General features: G+C 30.9%; 15 protein-coding genes and 1 pseudogene. 9 read left to right on the top strand and 7 right to left on the bottom strand.

The window, feature by feature from the left end:
- Positions 1-50 precede the first annotated feature (50 nt).
- From ACZ49Z_RS07840 to ACZ49Z_RS07815, 6 genes are all read left to right on the top strand, one after another.
- On the top strand, positions 51-932 hold the full coding sequence (locus tag ACZ49Z_RS07840; RefSeq protein WP_464307620.1) for a M28 family peptidase: 882 nt from the start codon (positions 51-53) through the stop codon (positions 930-932).
- Between the two features lie 210 nt (positions 933-1,142).
- Positions 1,143-5,093: a GEVED domain-containing protein gene (locus tag ACZ49Z_RS07835; protein WP_464307619.1), complete on the top strand. Its 3,951-nt coding sequence runs from the start codon at positions 1,143-1,145 to the stop codon at positions 5,091-5,093.
- Positions 5,094-5,604: 511 nt separating this feature from the next.
- Complete coding sequence (locus ACZ49Z_RS07830) at positions 5,605-6,294, top strand: hypothetical protein (protein WP_464307618.1); 690 nt, start codon at positions 5,605-5,607, stop codon at positions 6,292-6,294.
- Between the two features lie 94 nt (positions 6,295-6,388).
- Positions 6,389-6,532 carry a hypothetical protein gene (locus ACZ49Z_RS07825; RefSeq protein WP_464307617.1) on the top strand — a complete coding sequence of 48 codons (144 nt, stop codon included), beginning with the start codon at positions 6,389-6,391 and terminating at the stop codon, positions 6,530-6,532.
- Positions 6,533-6,619: 87 nt separating this feature from the next.
- Positions 6,620-6,868: a hypothetical protein gene (locus ACZ49Z_RS07820; RefSeq protein ID WP_464307616.1), complete on the top strand. Its 249-nt coding sequence runs from the start codon at positions 6,620-6,622 to the stop codon at positions 6,866-6,868.
- The gene (locus ACZ49Z_RS07815) at positions 6,826-7,881 is read left to right on the top strand and encodes a tetratricopeptide repeat protein (protein ID WP_464307615.1); all 1,056 of its coding nucleotides are present in this window, start codon (positions 6,826-6,828) and stop codon (positions 7,879-7,881) included. Before ACZ49Z_RS07820 ends, ACZ49Z_RS07815 begins: the two co-directional genes overlap by 43 nt.
- 762 nt (positions 7,882-8,643) lie before the next feature.
- Here ACZ49Z_RS07815 and ACZ49Z_RS07810 read toward each other — a convergent pair.
- Positions 8,644-8,913: a hypothetical protein gene (locus ACZ49Z_RS07810; protein WP_464307614.1), complete on the bottom strand. Its 270-nt coding sequence runs from the start codon at positions 8,911-8,913 to the stop codon at positions 8,644-8,646.
- 285 nt (positions 8,914-9,198) lie between these two features.
- On the opposite strand from ACZ49Z_RS07810, the gene ACZ49Z_RS07805 reads away from it, so the two are divergent.
- Together ACZ49Z_RS07805 and ACZ49Z_RS07800 are read left to right on the top strand one after the other, a co-directional pair.
- Positions 9,199-10,197 carry an IS110 family RNA-guided transposase gene (locus ACZ49Z_RS07805; RefSeq protein WP_464307613.1) on the top strand — a complete coding sequence of 333 codons (999 nt, stop codon included), beginning with the start codon at positions 9,199-9,201 and terminating at the stop codon, positions 10,195-10,197.
- Positions 10,198-10,652: 455 nt separating this feature from the next.
- Positions 10,653-10,973, top strand: coding sequence for a helix-turn-helix domain-containing protein (locus ACZ49Z_RS07800; RefSeq protein WP_464307612.1), 321 nt, complete (start codon positions 10,653-10,655; stop codon positions 10,971-10,973).
- 91 nt (positions 10,974-11,064) lie between these two features.
- On the opposite strand, the gene ACZ49Z_RS07795 is transcribed toward ACZ49Z_RS07800, so the two are convergent.
- The 4 genes and pseudogenes from ACZ49Z_RS07795 to ACZ49Z_RS07780 all read right to left on the bottom strand — a co-directional run bounded on the left by ACZ49Z_RS07795 (position 11,065) and on the right by ACZ49Z_RS07780 (position 15,864).
- Positions 11,065-11,424, bottom strand: a complete 360-nt coding sequence (locus ACZ49Z_RS07795) for a hypothetical protein (RefSeq protein WP_464307611.1) — start codon at positions 11,422-11,424, stop codon at positions 11,065-11,067.
- Between the two features lie 113 nt (positions 11,425-11,537).
- Positions 11,538-12,500, bottom strand: a pseudogene (locus tag ACZ49Z_RS07790) (RHS repeat domain-containing protein); the annotation flags it as partial.
- Between the two features lie 186 nt (positions 12,501-12,686).
- On the bottom strand, positions 12,687-13,802 hold the full coding sequence (gene dinB, locus ACZ49Z_RS07785) for a DNA polymerase IV (RefSeq protein WP_464307610.1): 1,116 nt from the start codon (positions 13,800-13,802) through the stop codon (positions 12,687-12,689).
- Positions 13,803-13,836: 34 nt separating this feature from the next.
- Positions 13,837-15,864 carry a site-specific recombinase gene (locus ACZ49Z_RS07780; RefSeq protein WP_464307609.1) on the bottom strand — a complete coding sequence of 676 codons (2,028 nt, stop codon included), beginning with the start codon at positions 15,862-15,864 and terminating at the stop codon, positions 13,837-13,839.
- 72 nt (positions 15,865-15,936) lie between these two features.
- Between ACZ49Z_RS07780 and ACZ49Z_RS07775 the strand changes: the two genes are divergently transcribed.
- Positions 15,937-16,413, top strand: coding sequence for a CYTH domain-containing protein (locus tag ACZ49Z_RS07775; RefSeq protein ID WP_464307608.1), 477 nt, complete (start codon positions 15,937-15,939; stop codon positions 16,411-16,413).
- A 53-nt stretch (positions 16,414-16,466) separates the two neighbouring features.
- On the opposite strand, the gene ACZ49Z_RS07770 is transcribed toward ACZ49Z_RS07775, so the two are convergent.
- Entirely contained in the window at positions 16,467-16,955 is a 489-nt protein-coding gene (locus ACZ49Z_RS07770; protein ID WP_464307607.1) for a septal ring lytic transglycosylase RlpA family protein, read from the bottom strand.
- 42 nt (positions 16,956-16,997) lie between these two features.
- Positions 16,998-17,423, bottom strand: a complete 426-nt coding sequence (locus ACZ49Z_RS07765) for a hypothetical protein (RefSeq protein WP_464307606.1) — start codon at positions 17,421-17,423, stop codon at positions 16,998-17,000.
- Positions 17,424-17,437 lie beyond the last annotated feature (14 nt).

Here is a 17,437-nt window from a genome sequence, read left to right as displayed (position 1 = left end):
TTTTAGGGTCTTTTTTTATTAATTATATTTGGATAATAAAATCACAATAAATGAAAATGTTTTTTCTTTTTTTATTCGTCCCTTTTCAAAGTATTGGGCAAGTTGAGAATGACACTTTGATTAAAAAGCTCATAAATGAAGTTGTTTATACTTTAGCAGATGATAATTTACATGGAAGAATGCCTGGAACTGTTGATGAAGTTAATTCGTTAAAGTATATCGAACGGAAAATGGATAGCATAGGTTGTAACCCGTTTTTTAAACAAGAATTTTCATTTAAAAAATTTGGCTTTCCAATGATAAAAGCTACAAATGGATATGTTTTTATAAATAACAAATCAAAAAAAACAGTCTTAATATCTGCTCACTACGATCATATAGGATACGGAAACGGTTTATCAACCAAATTTAAAGAAAATGATATTCATAACGGAGCAGATGATAATGCTTCTGGCGTAGCTTTAATTATTGCATTGTATGATGAATTACTAGTCAAAGGAAGAAAAGATATTAATTATTTATTTGTCTTTTATTCTGGGCATGAAATGGGTCTGTTTGGCTCTGAAAATTTTTCCAAATTAATTAATAAAAATAAAAAATTTAAAGAAATCAAAGCGGTCTTAAATTTTGATATGGTTGGAAGAATGGATAATGATTTGAAATTATTGAAATGCTTTTCAAACGAAGAAGCAAGATTAATTTTAGAAAAACAGAATGATCATGATTTAAATTTGAAAATCGAAAATGAAGATCAATTGCAACTTTTAGATACTAATCCTTTTCTAAACAAAAACAAAGCCTGTTTTAGTTTTACGACAGGAATTCATTTAGATTATCATTCACCAGATGACGATGCTAAATATATAAACGTATTGGGAATTTATAGAATTCATAAGTTTTGTTTCACTTTAATAAATAGCGCTCAATTTTAGAAGATAAAAAACTTTTTATTTTGATAGTCAGCGTTTTGTGAGTAAAAAGTGTTTTTTTTAGAAAAATGTTATATTTTTTCTAAAATTTACATAATTATTAAAAATAGTGTCTATTTGTGTTTGAATTTATGTTCTATACACTTTAAATGTGATAATTACATAAATAATGTATTTTTTTAACAAATTATTCAACAACAAACAAATTACATTATGAAGAAAATTAAAAGTCAACTATGCTATCTCCTAGCATTTGGTTTACTGTCCTCAATTGGCTATGCGCAATTCAATGAGGATGCACCATGGATGAACCCATTGAAGAACAAAACAAACAAAAGTGAAGTTACAATTGATGAAATGGTGGGAGCATTTAATCAATATTGGTCAACACATGACAAAAATCAAAAAGGTTCGGGTTATAAGCCATTTATGAGATGGGAGTATCATTGGAGAAACAACACACACCCAAACGGAACATTAATTAGTCCTTCAGAGATAAATGCTGCTTGGCAAAGCAAAAAAAATCAAACCAATAACAAAAACAGTCTTTTAGCTAAAGTGAGCAATTGGCAACCAGTCGGTCCATTTAATCATACGAATACAGGTTCTTGGTCTTCTGGACAAGGAAGAGTTAACGTTGTTTATGTTGACCCTAATAATGCTAATACTATTTATGTGGGAACACCTGCTGGTGGAATTTGGAAAAGCCAAAACGCTGGTTCAACTTGGATTCCACTTTCAGATGATTTGCCACAAATAGGTGTTTCAGGGATAGTAGTAGATCATTCAAATTCTAATGTTGTTTATATTGCAACTGGAGACAAGGATGCAGGAGACACTTATTCAATTGGTGTATTAAAATCTACTAATGGAGGAACAACTTGGAACACAACAGGTCTATCTTTTACTAATACTTCTACAAAAGCAGGAGACATTTATATGCACCCTTCTAATTCAAATATCCTTTGGGTAGCTACTAGTGTTGGAGTCTATAAAACAATTAATGGAGGAACTTCGTGGACAAATGTTTTATCTGGAAATATAAAAGATATAAAAATTAAACCAGGAGATCCAAATACAATTTATGCGGTAACAACAAACGCTTTTTATAAATCAACAAATTCAGGAGATTCCTTTTCACAGGTTACTTCAGGATTACCTTCTAGTTCAGGTCGTTTAATAATCGATGTAACACCTGCTAATTCAAATTATGTATATTTATTAAGTGCAACTACAGGGTATGGTTTTCAAGGATTGTATAGATCAACAAATAGTGGTGGTTCTTTTACAAAAACTGCAGCAACTACAAATATTTTTGAAAGCACACAAGCATGGTATGATCTTGCACTAGCAGTCTCTCCTACAAACGCAGATTTAGTTTTTACGGGCTGTTTAAACATCTGGAAAACAACAAATGGAGGAGCTTCGTTTACAAAAGTTAACAACTGGAGTAGTCCAACCGCAGCAACATACACTCATGCAGACATTCATTTTCTAAGATATTATGGAAATGTGTTATATTGTGGAAGTGATGGTGGAATTTATGAATCTACAAACAATGGGAGTTCTTTCACAGACAAAACAAGCGGTTTGCAAATTAGTCAGTTCTATAAGATTGCAGTTTCAAAACAATCTTCTGATAAGATGGTTGGAGGCTTGCAAGATAATGGAGGCTATGCTTACAGCAGTAACCAATGGAAGAATTATTACGGTGCAGACGGAATGGATACAGGGGTAGATCCAACAAATAGTAATAAATTCTACGGGTTTATTCAAAATGGAGGAAGCTTATATGTTTCTACAAATGCGGGAAGTAGCCTTAGTTCTACAATTAATAAACCAAGCGGTGAAAGTGGAAATTGGGTAACTCCTTTAGTTATTAATTCAACTGGAGAAGTTTTTGCGGGTTATAAAAAAGTATATAGATTAAATGGTACATCATGGGTTGGTAGCACAACAAGCTTTACTAGTAATGTAGAAAACGTAATTGTAGATCCTTCGAATGATAATATAATGTATGTCTCAGATGGTAGTACATTATATAAAAGTACTAACAAAGGGGTAAATTTCTCTTCTGTTTATACTTTCCCAACAACAGTAAAAGATATTCGTGTTCATTCATCAAATAGCTCAATAGTTTATGCAGTAACTCAAGGAACAAGTGGGCAGGTTTATCAATCTACCAATGGAGGTTCATCTTTTACGAGTATTAGCTCGGGTTTACCATCGATTGGAAAAAATGTAATTGTGCATCAAGCTCAAGATCCAACAAACACACTTTATTTAGGAACAACTTTAGGCGTTTATTACAAAGACGATTCTATGTCCTCGTGGGCAATTTTCGACACTAATTTACCAAACGTTTCTGTCACAGATTTAGAAATTAATTATGTAGATAATAATCTAACAGCGGCAACTTATGGAAGAGGAATTTGGAGAACAGGATTAACAGCTTCATCAGACACTTCAGCACCAACTGCACCAACAAATTTAGCTGCTTCTGGAACAACTCAAAGCTCAACTAATTTATCGTGGACAGCTTCTACAGATAACGTTGGGGTTACAGGCTATGATGTATTCCAAGGAAGCACAAAAATTGGAACAGCTACTTCAACTTCATTTGCAGTTACAGGGTTAACACCGGCGACAACATATAGTTTTACAGTTAAAGCAAAAGACGCAGCTGGGAATATTTCCACTACGAGTAATACTGCAACAGTCACTACACAAAACGGAACTTCAGACCCTACTTATTGCAACAGCAAAGGGAATAGCGTTACAGATGAGTATATTGGAAAAGTAGAATTTAACACAATCAATAACTCTTCAAACGGGAATAATGGTTACACTAATTTTACTAACATCTCTACAACGGTTAGTAAAGGAACAAATTATACTATAACTGTGACACCTACTTGGACAGGAACTGTTTATAGTGAAGGTTATGCTGTTTGGATTGATTATAATAAAAACGGCAGTTTTGAAGATGCAGGAGAATTAGTATGGAGTAAAGCAGCAAGTACGGCTACACCTGCAACAGGAAGCTTTACTATTTTAAGTTCTGCAGTAAATGGAGCAACTAGAATGAGAGTCTCAATGAAATATAATGGAGTCCCAACTTCTTGTGAAGCATTTTCATATGGAGAAGTTGAAGATTATACAGTAGTTATTGAAGCAGGTACCTCAGACACGACAGCTCCAACAGCTCCAACAGTTTCCGCAGCTGGAACTACACAGACAGCTACTAATTTAACGTGGTCAGGTGCAACAGATAATATTGGTGTAACGAGTTATGAAGTTTATAAAGATGGAGCCATATTAGGAAACACTTCTTCTACCTCTTATGCAGTAACAGGATTGTCACCAGCAACAAATTATGTTTTTACAGTTAGAGCAAAAGATGCAGCAGGAAACACTTCGGTAGCAAGCAATATATTGAACATAACAACTCTAGCAAACACAGTATCTTATTGTACTTCACAAGGAAACAATACTAATGATGAAAGAATTGCAAGAGTAGTTTATGGAAATATAGATAATTCTTCTACAGGAACAGCTGGTTATGAGAACTTCACTACTCAGGTTACAACAGTTACTAGAGGGGCTTCACAAACGATTACCATTACACCCTTATGGACAGGAACTGTTTATGACGAAGCTTATGCGGTTTGGATCGATTTTAATCAAGATGGTGATTTTTTAGATTCAGGAGAACAGGTAATTACAATTGGTGCATCAAAAAACACACCAGTAAGCGGAACAATTTCTATACCTGCCAATGCAAATCTAGGAACAACAAGAATGAGAGTTTCAATGAAATACAATGGAGTTCCAACTTCATGTGAAGCATTCACATATGGTCAAGTGGAAGATTATACGGTAAACATTGCTGCATCTGCAACAGTTAAAGAAGATAACACTTTGAGTGATGCATCTCTTTTAATAATTTATCCAAATCCAGTTGAAAATTATTTGAATATTAATGATTCAAAAATCAAATTAAATGAAGCTCCTTTTGAAATTATTGATTACTCAGGTAAAATAGTTAAAAAAGGAAAACTAAATGGATCAAGCATAGATGTAAGTGATTTAAAAAGCGGAGTCTTTTTCTTAAAACTGATTAATAATAATATTGTTCAAACACAACAGTTCATTAAAAAATAATATTTTTTAATACTTTATAAAAAAGGTCGCTCGATGAAAAATTGAGCGACCTTTTATCTATTAAGAAATGCTAATTAAATTTTCGAATATTTCATAAGAAGTTTCAAACCCCACAAACCCAAACAACTTTCAAATCACAAAAAAAGGACTAAAGAAAAGCAGACTACTTAAAAAAATCCCTATATTTGAGATAACAAAACGTTCTTAAAAATAGCCTAAAAAAACACCAAAAAAGAGTGCGAAAAATGTCGAAAAGTGCCGAAAAGTGCATTTTTTTGAGGTTTTAGACAGCTGTTAAGTATTGTAAATAGTATCAGTATAGCAATTTTGACTACTATCCTTTTGGAATGACCTTGCCAGGACGCACCAGCACTGGAAATGACTACCGTTACGGCTTCCAAGGACAAGAAAAAGATGACGAGTTAAAAGGACCAGGAAATTCTTTAAATTATACGTTTAGAATGCACGACCCACGAGTGGGTAAGTGGGTAGGTTTTTTGCAAGAGATCCGTTGACAGGAGAATATCCATTTTATTCACCATATCAATTTAGTGGAAATCGTGTTATAGATATGATTGAATTAGAGGGGGCAGAAACTGGAGAACTAAAGAATGTTGGTTTGATTCAAGTAATTTTCCCAACAAATTTTAAAGATATTTCTATGAAAGATTTTACATATAAAGCACTTTACGTACATACCACTGAGAATTTTAGTGCTGGGTTTAATGCTATTTATACTCAAAAGGGTGGGTTTAAATTTAATGCAGCTGCAAACCCTACATTATCTTATACTCATACTGTTAATTTAGATCTTAAAATCTCAGGCAAATTTGCGGGAGTTGATTTATTTAATTCACGTATGTCAAATCCTTTAAATATTTTAAACGAAACATCTGTGCCAAATCATGGTAGCATTAAGAATTTAGGGTTAGGTGCAAGTTATAATGTTAATGATAACCAGCTTATAATAGGACTTATTAATCGTAAGATTGGAGTTACATTAGTTGATCCTCTTCCTTTTAGCTACATAACAGATACAGGTAAATTCATTAGTTCAACTCCAAATTTAATATCAACTAATTTTGATTCTTTTGATGTTTCTGAGTCTCTTTTATTAAAAAAACCAATTTGGCTTTTTGGTCTTAAAATACCTTTTTCATCAGTGATTTCATTCGACAAACCAGAAACACCGTTACCATAAGATCTTAAGATACCATTACCTTTTCCAGTTGACACTCCCAAGTCCTGAAAGTAATTGTGAATTGTCAATTTTTGAAAAAACAGCTAATAGTGCAATGATAAAACTTACTAAACCGACAAAGCCTACTCTTTTAGATAAAGCATTAAAAATAGGAGTGTCTCAATATAAGTCGTCAGTAATCAGGAAAAACAAAAAGGAATTTGATGAAAATAAAAAGAATAATGAAACAAATAATTAATCTATTAGTAATTGTCCTTTTTTGCTTACCAACAAAGGCTCAAGACTATCTTAAAGCAGAGAAGTTTTTTTACAATCAAAAAAATTTATGAGTGAAAAATTATATGACAAAGCAATAGAGTCTATTGATTTTGCTATACAAATTGACAGTTTAAATGAGAACTATTATCTTCAAAAAGTCGATTTGTATCTTCAAAAATCAGACTGTGTTGGTGTTGAACAAACACTAGAGATTTACTCCGAAAGGATAAATCCTAAAACAGAAAACTTTTTTTATGCGCATCGAAATTATGTATGGAATGTTTTGACAAAAGAGAAGTATGCCTTAAAATTTTAAAAACAGCGCTAGAAGGTGATTTTGGCAATTCTAAAAAAATAATTTTACAAATTGTTTTTTATTATAGTCAACTTAATGACAATGATAATGTTATATTTTATTTAAAAAAATATCTTGAGTTAGCTCGGAATGATGTTGAAAAATATCATCTTCTCTTCGATTTGTTGTTTGTTTCAGATAGATTTGATGAGGCAGAAAACATATTATTACTAGGTATAAATGAGAACAAGCAGGATATAACGTTACTTATTCGCTTATCTAAATATTACTACAATAGAAAAAAGTATGAATCTTGTATATCTGTTTTAGACAAAATTATTAAAAAGGAATATACAATTGAGAATATTAAAAATAGGATTATTGTTTTTGAAGACAATAATCAATTAGAAGATGCTTATAATGATTATAAAAAAATTATTGAAATAGAGAAATGCAATTCTGAATATTATAGTAAAGTATTGGAGTACGAATATAATAATAGAATGTATAAACAAGTCATCAGTAATTCCTTAAAAGCGATTAAATGTAATGCTGCTTATGAAGACATGGTAATAGATGGTCTTTATACTTCTTTATTTTTTTGCAATGATTTTAAAAAAGGAACTGAATACTTAGACAAACGGTTATTGTCAAAACCTGACAAATATTTACCCTATTTCTTAAAAGCAATAGTTTTATTTAATCAAAAATCATTTAATCAAGCTTTAGATTACATTGATTTAGCACTTAATTGCAAAGATTTAAAAACTGAAGATATTACAAGTATTAATCTTTTCAAATATGGAATATATTTAATTAAAGAAGATTATGAACAATTTTCACTATTAATCAAAAACGCAGATTATGAAAATTTTAAAAATAATTTAACCATCAGTAAAGAGGATAATAACATAAAAAAATCAGTACTAAAAATTGAATTTGATAAAAAATCAGGTTTAATAAAGACGAGTTTAATTGTTCCAAATGAAATAGTTGTTTTTTTACAAGAAAAATATAGAATAATGATGAATTAAAGAATTAATTTGGCAAATGCTCTCCGAAGAGTTCTAAATAAAACGCACACGCTCTGCGAGGTCTCCTGACTCCAGATTCTTGTGGGTGTTTTGTAGCTGGCACACAGGTTTATACAGAAAAAGTCTATAAAAACAAAAAAACTGCGGCTTTGTATTTTTTATATATTTTGCGGGCACAGAATGCAATTCTGCGCTAACGTTTGTGCATATCTGCGAGATAGGGTTTCACTTAGCTCAGGAATTTGCCTACCTACATTCAAAACAAGATTTATTTTTCAATACAGTTAAACTATGGTTCAAAGAATCATAATTTAAACCAAAAAAACGATAATAGTTTAAAGAAGATTGAAAGTCTATATTTTTTTTTATTAATTATAATTTTTAATTTTGATTCTCACTATTTTCATGTAACTCTTTAAATAATGTGAAACGAGGCATATATTTTAAAAAAAATATTAGTTTTTTCTTCTTTTTTATAGCAAGATAGATAAATATTAATACATTCATTATTGCCACTTAATGCAATCAATTTTGATTTAGAAATATTATTAGGAAATGTATTCTTATTGATTACAAACTGAACTGTATCTCTCTTAAAACCACCTTGTAAATGAATGTGCCAAATAACACTATCTCCACAGATTGGATCAAAATCATCTATTTTAGTAAAATTTGATTCATTTGTAGCGTTTTGTCTTTGTATAGTTTTGTTACATGAAACTATTGTTAATAATAAAACAAAACAGGAAAGTCTTCATATATTTATCTTTTTTGAATTAATTGTTGAGCTTTTAATAAAGGTAAATATTTAAAATAATATGACGGAGTATCTGTTTCTAAATCGCCCCATTTAGTGTTGCCACCAACAATATTTTCTCTATTCAATTTGCCATTTTGATAGTCACTTCTAATATGCAATATTTGAGATTCAATAATCTTAGCCCCTTGCAAACGATAAGGAAACGGCCCTGGCATGATTAAATTTTTTGATAAAAGATTATCGTCCCTAATCAAATCTGGATTAGGAACCATATATACTATTTTCGGAGCTAGAAGCTCGCGGTAGCATTACCAATTATTTAGAGACGCTCGGACCAGCCTTTAGATTTGTTCTTTGATAATTTCGTAAATTTAATAACAACCAAAACTGACAAAGTAAACCATTCGCGCCGCAAAGTTTTAAGACTTATCCCCAGATCAGGACTTTGTCAGTTTATATTGAATCAGCATCAAATAGTTATTCAGTCTTAAAGGACTATTATTAAGGCTTCGATAGAAGATTCAATAGTTTGGTTGCTAACATTAAAATCTTTTTCTATGAGTAAATTTAGTAATTTTCTAGGAATCGATGTGTCAAAAGAATATTTTGATGCAGTAGTAATTTTGAATAGTGATAGAAATAACACTATTCATAATCAGTTTACCAATGATAGCAAAGGTTTAAAAGAGTTGATTAATTGGTTAAAATCCTATCAGTCTAATGCAGAAAACACCTTAGCTTGTATGGAGCACACAGGTTTGTATGGTAAAATCATCACTCAACATTTACTTGCAAAAGAATTCACTGTTTGGGTTGAGATGTCATTAAAAATCATTCGCAGTTTAGGTGTTCAAAGAGGGAAGAATGATAAAGTGGATGCTCATAGAATTGCTTATTATGCAATGAAAAACCATGAGGAAGCACAGTTTTATCAATCTCATAGAAAAATAGTTGATAAAATACGTAAACTGCTTACTCTTAGAGATCATTTGGTAAAGACAAAAGCATTGCTAATCAAAAACACTAATGAGTTGAAAGAGTTTGAACCAGAATTGGCTAAATTAAGTCAAAAGTATTCCAAATCAACAATTCAAGGTATAGAAAAAGATTTGAAAAACATTGAAAAAGAATTAGATAAAGTCATCGAAGATGATGAAAAACTTTCTAATTTATTTGAAAAAGCAACCTCAGTTATAGGAATTGGAAAAGTAACCGCTTTGTTGCTAATTTATTTTACAAATGAATTCACAATGTATGAGAACCCAAGGCAATTAGCTTGTTATTGTGGTGTAGTTCCATTTGAATACAGCTCTGGAAAGAGTGTAAGAGCCAAACCAAAAGTCCATTATATGACTAATAAAACACTTAAAAAACAATTGCATATGTGTGCACTTTCTTCTATCACTGCAAAAGGAGAGTTGAAAGACTACTTTGAAAGAAAAGTAGCTGAAGGAAAAAACAAAATGTTAGTAATAAACAATATTAGAAATAAGCTAATCCATAGAGTTTGTGCTTGTTTAAGAGATAATAAACTATATGAAAGAAAAGTAGCTTAAAAAAGAAACAAATAAATTTTCTTTTGAAAAAGACTTATTTGTATTTTTCCAACATAAAGTTATTGAATTATTCGCAAAAAATAACTAAAAACTTTAACATTTTTTATTTGGTAAAACCATAGTTATCGGGGGATAAAGCCACATTAGAACAACTCCAACTTATTAATGAACTTGATTTAGAAGAAAAAACAATACTTCTTAAACTTATTGAAACTTTTGTTTCTAAAAAACGCTTTAAAGATTATCTGCAAAACAATATAGCTAACCTATAAAACAACAAAGAAGCAGTCCTAAAAGTCAGTAATCTTGTCATCTCGACCAAAGGGAAAAATCACATAACACTGATTATGATACTCTTCCTAATGTCCAAGTGACAAATATGTGTCGATTTTTTACTTTTAGGACAACCTCTTGTTTTTATATTGTGCTACGAGGTCGGGAGACCATCGTAGAGCGTGTGCGTTTTATTAGAACTCTTCGGAGAGGGGTGGTCACAAGCTGATTTAGCTAACAAAACTGGTATCTCTCAAGTAATGGTAGGTAAATATGAAAGAGGTGATGCCTCTCCATCTATTGACGTAGCTAAAAAGATAGCCGATGCTTTTGAAGTAAGCCTAGATTTTTTAGTGGGTGAAGGTGTTAACGCTACTTTTGATAAAAAAGCAATACAAAGAATACTGGATATTCAAAAACTAGATACTACTATTCAAGATATGCTCTTTAATCTTATTGATACCGTAATTCGTGATTATAATGCTAAAAAAGCATATTCTTAATTTTTACAGCTACGCTATAAAACAACAAAAGCCACAGTAAAGTGGCTTTGTTTTTTTTATATTCTTTATGGGCACAGAATGCAATTCTGCGCTAACGTTTGTGCATATCTGCGCGATCGGGTTTGTTTTTAGTCATAGAATGCGGGAGCGGTAATTGCAAAGAAGGATACTTTTTAATTATTTTTTTATAGTCTTCAATACTTATCTTTTTATCATTAACTCCCAAAGAATCTATATGTATATTATCCGAAATATCATTACTAAAGTGACCATAATCAACCCTTAGACACTTTGTACTATCGAGAATAAATGTAAAAAATTCGCCTTGACTTCTACAAATGAATACTGACTCGTATAAATAACTATTTTTTGTATTGTTTTTATTTTTCAATATAACTTTCCAATCTTCACTTTCTTCTTGTACAAAGCCATCTAATACTGGTAGATTCATTTTTTTTCGATAATTAACATTATAAAGCTTTTCCATATCACATTCCATAACACTAGGTTTGCAACTAATAATTAATAGAATTATTACTATTTTAAGAATTATATATTTCATTTTCATTCTGTATTTCCCCATTCTGGAGTTCTAGTTAAACTTGTTTTATTAAGTGAATGATTTTTGTACATTTGATCTTTAAGAACAAAAGTAATATCATCAGGCTTAACACCTGCAACTGTCCATGTCGCAGCAACAGTTGCTAGCCCTATAATAGTAGAAGCTGTTGAAATACCAACTATAATTGGGTTGCCATTAGTTCTAGAAGCTACGAATCCAGACACCCCACCAATAATTGTAGCTGCCTCTCCAATATTAGATATAGGGCCTTCTACAGCATCATGAAACGCTTCGGCCGGTGAGATACCACTAGTCTTAACATGTTTTCCCGCAGCATATGAAATTATTCTATGATCTTCGGGAGCATTATAAAAACTTATTTCTTCAATCTTATTAGTAAAAATGTCATTTGAAATAACCTTTCCATTTGCGTCTGTAGTTGTTTCGCCAATAAAACTTGTTTTATAGGTTTTACCTATAAGTCCTTTAATATTTATAACAGTACTGGTTGAATAAAGCTCTCTTCTATATACTGTACCTTCACTACCATCATCATTAGTTATTTTGTACCTAGTTGCTTTATCAACATGAGAAGTAACTGTTTGTTGACCATATCTTTGTTTTACTCCTTCTGAAGTTTTTGCAAACTGAAAACTAACCAAAATAGATTTAAAGCCTGTACTTGAAATAAATTTCTTTTTTGGATCACCATTTTCAATTGGCTCTAATCCATCTGGGTCAATAAAATAAAGTGGATTATTAAAAGCATAGTTAAATGGTGAGTGGCTACTCATTTTTCTAGCCAACGGATCCACCGAAAACCATCTTCCAACCCTAGGATCTAGCATTCTAGCAGACATGTCATAACTATTCCCAATACCCTTAATTTCATCATCTTTTTCCATTCCATTAAACCCGTAACGGTATTCTTTGCTGTTTCCATGCCTTCCAGGCAGTAACTGACCAAAAGGATAGTAGTCAAAATTGCTATACTGATACTATTTACAATACTTAACAGCTGTCTAAAACCTCAAAAAAATGCACTTTTTGGCACTTTTTGACATTTTTCGCACTCTTTTTTGGTGTTTTTTCAGGCTATTTTTAAGAACGTTTTGTTATCTCAAATATAGGTAAAAAATTACACAAAATAATTACTTTTCTTTAAAATCAAATTGCAATTGTACTGAAATACTTTTCTGAATGGGTTCGCTAGTTTTCTTTTTTTCTCGATTGTTTAAATTATTCAATGATAATCCTAACAATCGTACAGAATTTTTTAATCGCTCTTGATATAATAATTCTTTTGCAATGTCAATTATTAAGTTTTTATCAGAAATATAATAGGGTAAGGTTTTGCTTCGGGTTTGCAATGAAAAATCGGAATATTTCAATTTAAGTGTTATTGTTTTTCCAGCTATTTTACTTTTTTTTAATCGCTTTTCTAATTCGTTAGCAATACTAATTATTTTATCCTCCAAAAACACCTCGGAAGATAGATTTTCGAAAAATGTACGCTCAGCTCCTACTGATTTTATGGTTCTATTTGGTTTCACCTGACTATTATGAATGCCTCTACATATTAAATAATAATAGCTTCCACTATTACTAAAATGCTTTTCTAAAAACTCAAGTGATTTTTGCTTTAAATCGAAACCTGTAAAAATACCTAATTGATACATTTTTTCTGCTGTTACTTTGCCAACTCCATAAAATTTTTTAATATCTAATTTTTCTAAAAATGCTTCAACTTCATCTGGGTTTACTGTTTTTTGCCCGTTGGGTTTGTTGTAATCTGAAGCTATTTTTGCTACAAATTTATTAATCGATATTCCTGCTGAGGCTGTTAATCCTACTTCTTCGTAGATTTTTCTTCTTATTTCTTGAGCAATTAATGATGCACTTGGATTGTTTTTTTTATTTACTGTTACATCGAGATAGGCTTCATCTAATGATAATGGTTCAACTAAATCTGTATATTCTAAAAAAATTTTTCTTATTTTTCTTGAGATTTCTTTGTATCTGTCAAAACGAGGTGGTACAAAAAGTAATTCTGGACAATAACGTTTTGCTTGCACTCCACTCATTGCACTACGCACTCCAAATTTACGTGCTTCATAACTAGCAGCACTTACAACTCCTCTTAGTTCGTTCCCTCCCACTGCTAATGGCTTCCCTCTTAGTTCGGGATTATCAAGTTGCTCTACAGAGGCATAAAAGGCGTCCATATCTATATGGATAATTTTTCGATATTGAACAACATCACTCATAATCACAAAATTATAAGATATTTATACAGAATAACTAATTTTTGTCTTTTAATGGAAAGAAAAAATTAAGTGGCGCTTTCTTAAAATAACTCCAAATAGATTTGTTGAGCAAATTGAGTTCAGATAAGGGTATATTTCTAGATCGAAATGCAAGCAACAGTGACAAGGTAAAACTCACCATAAAATTAATGAACCCAATACCAAACACTCCAATGACAGCTATTACAACCGTACAAAAATCGATATTAAATCCCGCTCCATATAATGCTAAAGCAAGGTTTCCACTAGCAAAAGTAATGTGTCTAATATCAATATTCAACCCTAAGAAAACACCTAAAGAGCCAACACTACCTAAAAAAATACCAAACCACATGTTGGATATTACTCCTGCCCAGTTTTTATCGACCCAATTTGAAATTTTTTGTGTTTTTAAAATCCCAAAAGTTTGCTTTAAAAACGGATTTTCTTGAATTCTATAGGCTACTTGAAAATGTTTATTTCTATTTGAAACACTTCCTGAAATGATTCCAGAGAAAAATAAAAAAACTCCTGCAATGGCAGCATGAAAGAGAGCTAATGAATGAATTGGATTTAAATCGCTGATTAATTTCTCTGATTTAGAGGCCGCTATATTTTGTCCTGATAAAAAATCAAAAAACCAGACTATTAACAAGGCGACTGGAAAAACAATTAAAACATTACCTACGAATGCAATAAACTGAGTTCGGAAAATTCGAGCAAATAATTTAGCGAAGCTTTTGTGTTTATCAACTACGTTAAATTGCTTTTTCATTCCTTCTTCTAAGGCTTGTGCAATCGTTGCTGCGGTCATTGCTGGTTGCTTTGTAGCCAGAGTGTACCCTAATAGAAATATTATAACGAAACCAAATGCATAATTAAAACTATATAGAAAAGCATGACTAAAAGCTGATACTTGAAGTTTTGAAAACAATAATTTAAAAACACAAAGAAAACCCACGATTACCCCACCACCCAAAGCTGCATAGAACATTTTAAAGTATTCTTTATACCCATCTGTTATGTACTTTTGTCCCGATTTTGCAGTATGTTGTGTGATTTCATATGAAACTAACTGTGTACTCTCTGCTAGTAATCTTCTTATGTTATTTTTATAGCAATTGTACTTTATTAACATTTGTAATATTGAAATGCTGTTTTTCAATTTATCCTTTTCATTATCCACAATGATCAAAATGATTAACTCCTTCAATCGCTCTAATTGCTGACGAATACGCAACAAACTTTGATTGACAGATAGTGTAATCCCATATTTAGAGCTATTAAAAAAGGCTTTGTCTATATAACCATTACATTGTTTATGAAACATAAAAAATTGTTTTATAAACAAATCATTGCTTTCTACAAAATGGTGTTTTGAGTTCCTTACATTTGTTTCTAATTGGTTTAACTCATTCTCCAACGCTAAAAATGGACTGTCAAGGTTAGAATATTCAGGCACCATTTTAATCACTTCATTTTCCAATGCTCTCCCGCTCATTCGCTGGGCTAATAGTTGCATTGCAACAATGATTTCAGACAAGGCAGTTTCGTTTTTTACAGTTCTATAAATATCTTCAAAGCCTAATAGATTAAACAAGAAAACAATTTCATCATAGGGAATTGCATCAATCCAAATTGGATCGGAACTAAGATAAAAAACCTGATTTAAAACATATTGTAAAGTATCTTTTTCTGGTTGAAAAGGCAAAAATTTATCAAAGAGACGTGTTCTAACTTCTTTAAAAAATTGATTATCACTTATGATTCCAGAATCTGATAATAGTCGAGAGAATTTATTTTTCTTAATAAGCGTTTTAAGATACTTTTTAAGCAAAAAAACATACTCAGGATATTCCTCAAGGAAGATAATTAATTGCTGTATTGAAACAGGCGTATTTAAGTTCTTTCTCTTAGGTCTAAAAACATGCACTAAATCAATTAGAAAAAGTAACTCATTGTCTGCATATAAATTACTTTTAAAATGATTTTCAAACAACTCATTTACAGTTAAACTTTTTTGAAATTGATGCCTTACATTCATAAATTGAATGAATTAGTTATTTTAAAAAATCATTTCTTATTTTAGTCGAAATTATAAAATTTAAGAACACAAATGATCGAAATAGAAAGAAAGTTTTTAGTAAATTCTGATGCTTTTTTAAAAGAGGCAATCAAGTCAAACAGAATCGTTCAAGGCTATTTGTCAAGTCACCCAGAAAGAACCGTTCGCATTAGAATTAAAGGAGATTGTGGCTATCTAACTATTAAAGGAATAAGTAATACATCTGGGATGAGCAGATTGGAATGGGAAAAAGAAATTTCAATTGAAGATGCCGAAGAGTTATTACAACTTTCTGAAAAAGGGAAAATTGATAAAATTAGACATGAAGTCATTATTGGTTCACATGTTTTTGAGATAGACGTCTTTAATGATGAAAATGAAGGTTTAATAATTGCCGAAATTGAACTTACAAGCGAAGATGAAGTTTTTGAAAAACCAGTATGGCTTGGAAAAGAAGTTACTGGTGACGAACGCTACTATAATGCCTATTTAAGCAAAAATCCATATAAGTATTGGAGCTCACTTTAACCAAATTAAGATTTGTTGTAGTCTGAAGAATAAAAATCGGCTATTGTTGGTTTTTATTCTTTAACAATTTCCACATCCACATTCAAAAAACCTCTGTTTTTGTTCTTGGCAATTTCCATAAATGCTTTCTTAGACAAATCTAACTCTCTCCCTTTTACAAATGGTCCTCTATCATTGACTGTAACAATAACAGATGCTCCATTTACAACGTTAGTTACTCTTAACTTTGTTCCGAATTTTAATTTTTTATGCGCAGCTGTATAAAGATTGTTATTAAACTTTTGTCCACTAGCGGTTCTCCTACCATTGAATTTGTCATGATAATAAGAAGCGTGAACATTTTTTTTGAAAGGTTCATATTTTACTTCTAACGAGTCTTTTACAAGAGTATCTTGAACAACAGTATCTGGCACAATAGAATCTTTTCTTATTGTATCAAAAAGAATAGTTTTACTAACTAATCGTTTTGAACGATCATTAGTAAAACTACTTATAAAAATAAGAAGAAATAAAACACTTATAATTTTAGTAGATAATTTCATGCTTTTTTGGTTTTCTTCTCATATAACAAATAACATACCAAATTAATTAAACCAATTTGCCCAAGGGATTCTTGACATAATTAAAAGGAAACCTAACGTATAAAAAACAGCAATTTTCTTGAATTTACCATTATTACTCTCCTCTTTTTTGTGTTTAGACCATCCAATAGTAATTAGAGCAAGTGCAATGATATTAATTAACGGATGCTCCAAAGAGGTTAATCTTAAAGCCGAATCTTTCATTTGTCCCAAGGAACCTGAACCTAATGGAGAAATGAAATATAAAATTAATCCAATTAATAATTGCATATGAGCTAAAATCATTGCAAAAAGAGAAATTCTCAAATCTTTATCGGAAAATCTTTTTTTAGCTGTTATTCCTATGATTGCATTTAGAGAAGCGAAGAATAGGACTGCTAAAACAATGTAAGCAAAAAAAGAATGTGCTGGTTGTAATACTTTATACATGGTTGTAAATTTAT

Source organism: Flavobacterium sp. KY-23415, assembly GCF_055384985.1.
Note: the sequence above shows the minus strand (reverse complement) of the source record. Positions and strands in the feature narration are given on the sequence as shown.